Origin of the sequence: Ottowia cancrivicina (assembly GCF_029813755.1) — a bacterium.
GTDB lineage: Bacteria > Pseudomonadota > Gammaproteobacteria > Burkholderiales > Burkholderiaceae_C > Ottowia > Ottowia massiliensis.
In genome coordinates, this window is the sequence record NZ_JARVII010000015.1 from 58883 (window position 1) to 68004 (window position 9122).

The 9122-nt window shown below is 70.6% G+C and carries 5 protein-coding genes; 3 read left to right on the top strand and 2 right to left on the bottom strand.

Translation table 11 applies throughout. The features are described from left to right. Window positions 1-26 precede the first annotated feature (26 nt). A complete protein-coding gene (locus QB898_RS08370; RefSeq protein ID WP_279524568.1) occupies window positions 27-1250 on the top strand; it encodes an efflux RND transporter periplasmic adaptor subunit in 1224 nt (407 codons plus the stop codon). Between the two features lie 162 nt (window positions 1251-1412). On the opposite strand, the gene QB898_RS08375 is transcribed toward QB898_RS08370, so the two are convergent. Then, on the bottom strand, window positions 1413-1952 hold the full coding sequence (locus QB898_RS08375) for a hemerythrin domain-containing protein (protein ID WP_279524569.1): 540 nt from the start codon (window positions 1950-1952) through the stop codon (window positions 1413-1415). 238 nt (window positions 1953-2190) lie between these two features. Here QB898_RS08375 and QB898_RS08380 point away from each other — a divergent pair, with 238 nt between their 5' ends. Together QB898_RS08380 and QB898_RS08385 are read left to right on the top strand one after the other, a co-directional pair. Continuing rightward, window positions 2191-4092 carry an autotransporter assembly complex protein TamA gene (locus tag QB898_RS08380; RefSeq protein ID WP_279524570.1) on the top strand — a complete coding sequence of 634 codons (1902 nt, stop codon included), beginning with the start codon at window positions 2191-2193 and terminating at the stop codon, window positions 4090-4092. 151 nt (window positions 4093-4243) lie between these two features. Further along, complete coding sequence (locus QB898_RS08385) at window positions 4244-8785, top strand: translocation/assembly module TamB domain-containing protein (protein ID WP_279524571.1); 4542 nt, start codon at window positions 4244-4246, stop codon at window positions 8783-8785. A gap of 101 nt (window positions 8786-8886) precedes the next feature. Here QB898_RS08385 and QB898_RS08390 read toward each other — a convergent pair. Continuing rightward, the coding region (locus QB898_RS08390) for an RHS repeat domain-containing protein (RefSeq protein WP_279524572.1) at window positions 8887-9122 on the bottom strand (236 nt) is incomplete at its 5' end.

Below are 9122 nucleotides of genomic sequence, written 5' to 3' on the forward strand. Positions count from 1 at the left end.
GCCCCTTTGCCACCTCCGAGCCGCCCATGACCCTTCCGCGCAAAGCCCTCTACTTCGTTCTGGCCGCCAGCTTCATCGGCGCGCTGGCCTTTCTCACCTGGCGCGAGCCGCGCCAGCTGGCCGCCACCGGCGCCGTCACGCAAGGCCCCCTGCAGGAAACCTTCACCGAAGAAGCCAAAACGCGGCTGAAACAGCGCTACGCCATCGCCGCCCCCGTCTCCGGCACGCTCCAGCGCATCACCCTGGAGCCGGGCGACGCCGTGCAGCAAGGCCAGCCCGTGGCCTACATCGCCCCCGCCGCCAGCACCTTGCTCGACGACCGCAGCCGCGCCCAGGCCGAAGCCGACGTGAAAAGCGGCCAAAGCCAGCAAGCCGCCGCCAGCCAGCGCATCGCCGCCGCGCGCGCCGCCCACCAGCTCGCGCAAGCCAGCCTCAAGCGCGCCCGCGCCCTGGCCGCCGGCCAGGCCGCCTCGCAAGAAGCGCTGGACCAGGCCCAGGCCGCCGCCACGCGCGCCGCCGCTGAACTGGCCGCCGCCCAGGCCGACGAGCAAGCCGCCATCGCCCGCGTGGCTGCCGCCCGCGCCACGCTTGCCCACGAAGGCGCAGCAGGTGAAAGCGGCGCCCGCGCGCCCCAGCCCGTGCTCTCGCCCGTCAGCGGCGTGGTGCTGCGCCGCAGCCTGCAAAGCGCCACCCCCGTGGCCGCCGGCCAAAGCCTGATGGAAGTGGGCGACACCGCCCAGCTTGAAATCGAAGCCGAAGTCCTGTCCACCGACGCCGTGCGCCTGGCCCCCGGCATGACCGCCCGCGTGCTGCGCTGGGGCGGCCCGGCCCCCCTGCAAGCGCGCGTGACCCGCGTGGAACCCGGCGGCTTCACCAAAGTCTCCGCCCTGGGCGTGCAAGAGCAGCGCACCCGCGTCATCCTGGAACTCACCAGCCCCCGCGCCGACTGGGCCGCCCTGGGCGACGCCTGGCGCGTTGAAACCGAATTCATCACCCGCCAGGAAGAAAACGCCGTGCAAGTGCCCGCCAGCGCCCTTTTCCGCACCGCCGCCACCGAAGGCGGCGCGGGCAGCACAGGCGGCTGGGCGCTGTATGTCGTGGAAAACGGCCGCGCGCGCCTGACCCCCGTGCGCGTCGGCCTGCGCTCGGACGCCGCCGCGCAAATTCTCGAAGGCGCAGCCCCCGGCCAGACCGTCATCCTCCAGCCCGACGACCGCATCCACGACGGCGTGCGCATCCAGCCCGCCTGAACGTCCCATGAACGCCTGATGACGCTCCTTTATCTGTAGCGTGATGTCCTAGTGGAATGGGCGCGGGAGCCACTTTCAATGCCTGTATATTTGCTCCTGTTTCTGATGTCCACGGGCAAACCTTGAACGGGTTCCGGGGGCCATCAGGCGGCGCGGCCCGCTTCACTTGCTCTTGCGCCGCGCGGCCATTTCGGCGCCCATTTCGGCCAGCGGCTGCGGCTCCAGCAGGGCCTGGGCGGCAGGGTAGGCCAGGGTTTCTTCCAAAGGAATGTGGGTGGCGTAAATGCCGGTGAAGCGGCGCACCAGGGCACGGTCTTCATCGGTGAGCGCGGGGGCATCGGGCGCCAGCCAGGCTTGCAGGCGCGGGCGCAGGGCGGCCCAGAGTTCGGCCATGCGCACGTGATCGGCCTTCAGGGTGGCCACGGCCTGGCGCAGCCGTGCGTCGGGCGAGTGCTCGAGCAGGGGAAAGACGTGGCGCTCTTCGTCTTCGTGATGGTGGGGGGCGGCCATGTTGAAGTAGCGCAGCACGTCTTGCACGGCCGAGCGCGACTGCGCGTCGTGGCCGTTTTCGTCGATGTGGCGGACGATGCGCTCCAGCAAATCGAGGCTGCGCTGCACGCGGTCGTGGCAGGCTTCCATCATTTCAAAGGGCTGGTCAAAAGAGGCGGCGGGGGCGGAAAAACCGGGCAGGCTGCGGCTCATGGGTTTCATCCTTGATGGGCAAAGGTGGCAAAAGGCGGGGCGTTCGGTTGAATGTCCGGGCATTCGGGCTTTCGGGCATTCGGGCTTTCGGGCGCTGCCGGACTCGCAAAAACCCCTGAACGGCAAATAGTTGGCATTTGCGGCGGGCTTCGGGGCGGTGGGCTGCTTTTACACTTCCGCCCCGATGCGCCTGCCCGATTGTTCCCCCAAGAAGCGGCCACGCCTGGGCGTGGCGGCAATGACCCTGCTGACAGGCTTGTCAGCGGCCCTGATGCCCTGCACGGCGGCGCGGGCGGATGATGCCCCGGCCGCCGCCAGCGCGCCCGCCGCCGAATCCGCCCCGGACGCCGCCGGAAACACCGCTGAAAAGCCCGCCTTCACCATTGAAGTGCAAACAGCCAATGAAGAGCTGAAAACGCTGCTGGAGCGCCATAACGATTTGCGCCGCTACCAGTCCGTGCCCGATCTGGACGCCGCCGAGCTGGACCGCCTGATGGCGCTGGCCGAAAGCGGGCTGAAGGGCCTGCTGGCCGCGCAGGGCTATTTCTCGCCGCAGATCACGCTCACGCGGCAAGCCGCCGCAAAAGGGCAGCCGCCCGTGGTGCGTATTGCCGTGGAGCCGGGCGAGCAGGCGATGGTGGAGGCGGCGGACATCGCCTTTGCGGGCGACATCGCGCATTCCGCCGACCCGGCCGCCGCAGAGCAGCAAAAAGCCATCCGCGAAGACTGGGCGCTGGGCGCGGGCAAGGGCTTCACGCAAGAGGCGTGGAGCAGCGCCAAATCCGGCGCGCTGCGCCAGCTCATCGCCAAACGCTATCCGGCAGGCCGTATGGGCCGCAGCCAGGCCGATGTGGATGAGGCCGCGCGCAGCGTGAAGCTGGGCGTGACGCTGGACTCCGGCCCGCTGTACCGGCTAGGCCCCGTGCAAGTCACGGGCAACCGGCGCTACCCCGCCTTTTTGCCCGGGCGGCTGGCGCAGCTGGCCGTGGGCGAGCCGTATGACCAGGCGCGCCTGGCCGACGCGCAGCAGCGCCTGATCAGCAGCGGCTATTACGACGCGGCCTACGTCTCTGTCGATCCGCAAGAGCGCAGCGAAAGCGAGGGCCAGGACGAAAACGCCGCCCCCGCCGCCGTCACCGCCCCCGTGCAAATGCAGGTGACCGAAGCGCCGCTGAAAAAAGCCACGCTGGGCCTGGGCTTTACCACCGACGGCGGCCCGCGCATCACGCTGGAGCACCGCCACAACCGCGTGCCCTGGCTCGGCTGGCGCGCCGTGAGCAAGGCGCAGCTGGAAGCGGCCAACACCTTCATGGAAAGCGACCTGCTTTCCATGCCCGCCGCCAGCGGCTGGCGCTGGGGCGCGCTGGCCAGGCTCAGCCGCGTCAAAGACGACGACCTGACCACCTACAACCGCCAGCTGCGCTTTGGCCGCTCGCAAAGCCGCGAGCGCTCCGAGCGCAACTTCTACGTGCAATACGACCTCTCGCGCGTCAAGGGCGCCGACGGCCAGTACGTGACCGACGAGATGACGGGCGACGGCTCCGCGCTCTCGTTCAACTTCATATGGACCACGCGGCGCTTCAACCATCTGTCTGACCCCACCGGCGGCTGGGGCCTGGGCTTTGAGCTGGGCGGCGGCATCACCATCAACGGCAAGCGCCAGCCCTTCACGCGCGGAGTGGCGCGCTGGCTGGGCTACATCCCCTTGGGCCGCAGCGCCGCCAGCAGCCGCCTGGCCGTGCGCGCCGAAGCGGGCGCGGTGCTCAGCCCCGACGGCGCGCGCGTGCCCAGCGCGCTGCTCTTTCGCGCCGGCGGCGACAACAGCGTGCGCGGCTACGGCTGGCGCGACATCGGCATTGCGCGCGGCGGCATCACCGCCCCCGGCCACTACATGATGACCGCCAGCCTGGAGTGGCAGCGCCCCATTCTGAACAGCGAAGGGCGGCCCAGCGGCATCGAATACATCGCCTTCATCGACGCGGGCGACGTGGCCGAAAACCCCGGCGCGCTCACCCCGCGCCTGGGGCTGGGCACGGGCGCGCGCGTGAAAACGCCCGTCGGCCCCATGACCGCCGCCATCGCCTACGGCGCCAAGACGCGCAAGTTCAGGCTGCACCTGTCGGTGGGCTTCGTGTTCTGAAGCGGCTTGCAGGGCCATTATTTGCTCCTTGTTCCATAGCATGAGGTCCCCGCTTATATTGCGACAACCGCGTTTTTCGGCACCCTGAATTTGCTCCTGTTTCTGATGCGGCTTTGCCGGCCGCCGCTGACCCTTTCCGCCCTCTTTCGCCATGAGCACCGCTCCTTCATCCGCCACCCCCCTGCCCGAAGCGCCTGCCGCCGCGCCCCCGCGCTCCCAGCGCCCCCGGCGCCGCTGGCCGCGCCGCCTGGCCTGGCTGCTGCTGGCGCTGCTTGTGGCCGTGCTGCTGGCGCTCATCGTGCTGTGGCGCTGGGCGGCTTCGCCCGGCTCGCTGGAGCAGGCGCTCGCCTGGGCGCAGCCCTACATGCCGGCTGCCCTGCAAATCGAAGGGCTGCAAGGCTCCGTGCTGCACGGCGGCCAAGCCGCGAAAGTGCGCTGGAGCGAAGGCGGCCTGACCGTGGAGGCGGACGAAGCCCAGGCGCGCTGGCATCTGCTTTCCTTGCTGCGCGGCAAGCTGCGCCTGGACGAGCTGGGCGCGGCCCGCATCCGCGTGGACGACGCCCGGCCGCCCAGCGACGAAGCGCCCGCCGCCGGGCCGCCTGCGCCGCTGGAGCTGCCGCTGCGCGTGGAGGTGAACGCCTTTCACGCCGGGGCCGTGGAGCTGGCCCAGCCCGGCCTGCGCATCACTGGCATTGCGGGCAGCTACCACTTCAACCAGCTCATGCACCTGCTGCGGCTGGACAGCGCCAGCCTGATGGGCGGCCGCTACAGCGCCAGCGCGCGCCTGCGCAACGACGCCAGCGCGCGCCTGAACGTTTCGCTGCGCGGCGAATTCAGCCTGCAAGCCTTGCAGCAGGCGCTGCCGCAAAGCGCGCCGCCTGCTGAAACGCCTGCTGAAACACCCACCGCTGACGCCCCTGCCGCCGATGCCTCGCCCCGCCTGCTGCTGCGCGCCCACTTGAGCGGCCCCATGAGCGACATGCGCCTTGCGGCCCGCCTGCGCGAGCAGCATCCCGCTGACAAAAACGCGCTGGACACGGCGCAAGAGCGCGACATCGACGCACTGGGCGAGCGCCTGCTGCATGGCGATGAAGAAGCCGCCAATGCCTTGCCTGACGCCCCGCCTGCGCCGCATGCACAAGGCGGCGCAGCCAGCGATGCGCAAAGCGAAGCACAAAACGATGCGCAAGGCGATGCGGAAAACGGCCCGCAAGCGCCGCGCGCCGATCTGGCCGCGCGCATCACGCCCTGGGCCGCCCAGCCCGTGGCCCAGGCGCAGGCCCGCTTTGCCTGGCTGGACCTGGCCCCCTTTTGGCCCGCTGCGCCGCAAACGCGCCTATCCGGCCAGGTGCGCATCGACCCCGCCGATGCCGCCCAAAACAACGCCGATGAAGCCAACGCCGATGAAGCCAACGCCAACGAAGCCAGCGCCGCCGCGTGGAACGTGCAGGCCAGCCTCACCAACGCGCGCCCCGGCCCGTGGGACGCGCGCCGCCTGCCGCTGCAAAAGCTTCAGGCCCGCCTGAGCCTGCCCTCCGGCCCGCAAGGCCTGGGCGTACGCGTTCAGCAACTGAGCGCCGATCTGGCGGGCGGCACGCTGCAAGCAGACGGCCACTGGCTGCCTTCAGAAACCCATTCAGAGGCCCAAACGCCGCAAACCCCCGTGGCATCAGCGCAGCCCGCTATCGAAAACAAAGCAAATGAGGCAACGAATGCCAGCCCGCAGCCCCCGGGCGGCTGGCGCGTGAACGCCAGGCTCGAAGGCATCCGCCCCGCCGCGCTGCACACGGCGCTGGCAGCGCAGCCCCTGTCCGGCCACGTGCGGGCCAGCGCCCCGGCGCAAGGCGGCGCGCAGACGGCCCAGACGGCCCAGACGGCCCAGACGGATGCCGCCGATGCCGCCCCCGCGCCCATCACCTTCGATGTGGATTTGCAAGCCGCCGCCGCTGACGCCGCCAGCGCCGCCCAACCCGCCGCCAGCGCCCCGGCCACGCTCGCGCAGGAAATCGCGCAAGAAGTGGCCCGCTTGCGTCTGCGCCAGCTCACCGCCCAGGGCACATGGCAAGCCGGCCCGCAAGGCCAGGCCAGCGCAGGCCAGCTTGAGCTGCCCACGCTCACGCTGCACGCGGCCGATGCGCAGCTGCACGCCAGCGGCGTGCAAGTGCGCCTGGCCGATCAGTCCGGCCAGGGCCAGCTGGCGCTCACGGCCCCCGGCCTGAAACTGGCCCTGCAAGGCAGCGCCGCCCCGGCCAGCGGCAAAGGCCAGGCCGAAGTGCAAGCGGCCAGCCTCGCCCAAACCCTGCAATGGCTGCAAACCCTGCCCGCGCTGCCCGCCAGCGTGCGGCAGGCGCTGGCCAGCACACTGCTCACAGGCCGCGCCAGCCTGCAAGGCCAGTGGCAAGGCGGCTGGCGCGACCCGGCCGTGAAACTCACGCTCGCCGCGCCTGAGCTGGAGTGGCGCGCCAGCGCCGGCGCCGCCCCGCTCAAGCTGCAAGGGGCCGAAGCGCGCGCCACGGGCCGCCTGCAAGACGCCAGCGTCTTTCTCAAAGGCGCGGCGCGGCAGGCGGGCCGCCGCGCCACTTTGCAAACGCAGGCGCGCGTGCGCTCCGTGCCATCCCAATCTGCCTCCAAAGCTGTTTCAGGCTGGCAGGCCGCCTTCAGCCAGCTTGACATCACGGCGCAAGACCCCGATTACGCCCCCGCCGCCTGGCGCGCCGCGCTGAAGTCGCCCTTCACGCTCACGCTTGAAAACGGCCCGGCGGGCGGCCAGCCCAACGCCAAAACAGAGGCGGAAAAAACCGCCCCGCTGTCCGTGGCCGCCAGCGCGGGCGCGCTCGCGCTCTCGCCCGCCAGCGCGGCGCAGCCCGCCACGCTCTCGTGGGATCACCTGAAATGGGCCGATGCGCGCTGGAGCGCCAAGGGCAAGCTGCAAAACGTGCCGCTCGCCTGGGCCGCGCTCATCCCGGGCGCGGAGCTGCAAAAAAGCCTGGAGCCGGTGCTCGACATCGCCGGCAGCGCCATCCTGGCCGCCGAATGGGACGCCGAATGGGCGCGCGGGCAGCCCTTGCGCCTGCAAGCGGCCGTGGAGCGCACGCAAGGCGACCTCATCCTGCCGCCGCTGCCCGGCGCGCCCCAGCGCCAAAGCGCGGGCCTGCAAGCCGCCCGCGTGTCGCTCAACGTGCAAGGCCAGGACGCCACCGCCCGCCTGCTGTGGCAAACCCGCCAGATCGGCCAGGCCGAAGGCCAGCTGCAAACCCGGCTGGCCGCAGGCGACGCCCCCTGGAGCGCGCCCGAGCCGTGGCCCGCCGATGCGCCCCTGCAAGGGCATCTGAGCGCCAAACTGCCCCGTGTGGCCGCCTGGTCGCTGCTGGCGCCGCCCGGCTGGCGGCTGCGCGGCGCGCTCGATGCCGACTTGCGCATCAGCGGCACCCGCAGCGCCCCGCAATGGAGCGGCCAGATCGGCGCAGACGGCCTGGCCCTGCGCTCCGTGGCCGACGGCTTTGAACTCAAAAACGGCGAACTGCGCGCGCGCCTGCAAGGCGAGCAGCTCGTCATCGAGCGCCTCACCCTCCAAGGCGGCGGCAAGGCCCCCGGCAAAAAAGCCGCCGAAAACCAAACCGCCCAGGCCGCCCAGCCCGCCAGCGCCTTGGCGGACGGCGGCTCCGTCACCGCCAGCGGCCAGGCCGGCTGGGCGGGCGGGCAATGGAGCGCCCGCATCGACGCCACATTAAGCGGCCTGCGCCCCAGCATCCGGCCCGACCGCCAGATAGCCCTGTCTGGCAAGCTGCAAGCGGCCATGCAAGGCAGCGCCGCCACGCTCGATGGCCAATTGCGCGTGGATCAGGCGCACATCGAACTGCCCGACGACAGCGCCCCCACGCTGGACGACGACGTGGTCATCCACCGCGCCGATGGCCGCCGCGAAAGCGCGCAAGACGCCGAAGCCGAAAAAAAGCAGCGGCAAGCCAGCCAGCGCGAAGCCAAAACTACCCTCGCCGCCCAACTTGGCCTGGACCTGGGCAACGCCTTCACCCTGCGCGGACAAGGCATCGACACGCGCCTGACCGGGCGGCTTCAGGCCACGGCCAGCGGCCCCATCGGCACGCTGCCGCGCGTCAGCGGCGAAATCCGCACCGAAGGCGGCACCTTCCGCGCCTACGGCCAGCAGCTGCAAATCAGCAAAGGCGTCGTGCGCTTCAACGGCGCGGCCGACAACCCCGTGCTCGACATCCTGGCCCTGCGCCCCAACTACCAAAGCGACCAGCAAGCCGGCGTGCGCGTGACCGGCACAGCCCTGCTGCCCAGCGTGCGCCTGTATTCCAAGCCCGAACTCTCCGACAGCCAGACGCTGGCCTGGCTGCTGCTGGGCCGCGCCGCCCCATCCGGCGGCGCAGAAGCCGCCATGCTCCAGCAAGCCGCCCTGGCCGCCTTGAGCGGGCGCGACGGCAAAAGCATGGCCTCCCGCGTGGGCCTGGACGAACTCTCTTTAGGCGAAGGCTCCGGCAGCGGCAGCACCAGCCTCACCGTCGGCAAGCGCCTCTCGGACAAGCTCTACACCACCTACGAACAAACCCTGGGCAGCGCCATGGGCACCCTGTTCATCTACTACGAACTCTCGCGCCGCTGGCTCGTGCGCGGCCAGGCCGGCGAGCAAGCCGCCCTGGACGTGATCTACCGCATCTCCTACGACTAAGCGCCCGTTCAGAGCCTGGCCGCGAGGGGCGAAAGAGCCGATCGGAATCGCTTCAAGGCGCCATCCGCAGACACAAGCCTTGCAGCTTGCCGGGAACCTGTTCAAAGCCTGGCCATGAGGAGCGAAAGCGCAGGAATCAGGCTGAACGGCAAGGCGCCAACGGCAGACAGGCCTTGTGACCCGGCAAGGACTCGCAACGCCGCAGACCGCCCCAATCCCCCTTTTACCCCCCGCAGACAGATTTGGTGGCTGATGCTGACGCTTTGGCCCAGGGCGTCGGTTTGTTTGATGACGCGCCCCTGGCTGTCGTATTCGGCTTTGAGTTGCAGGCGGCCCG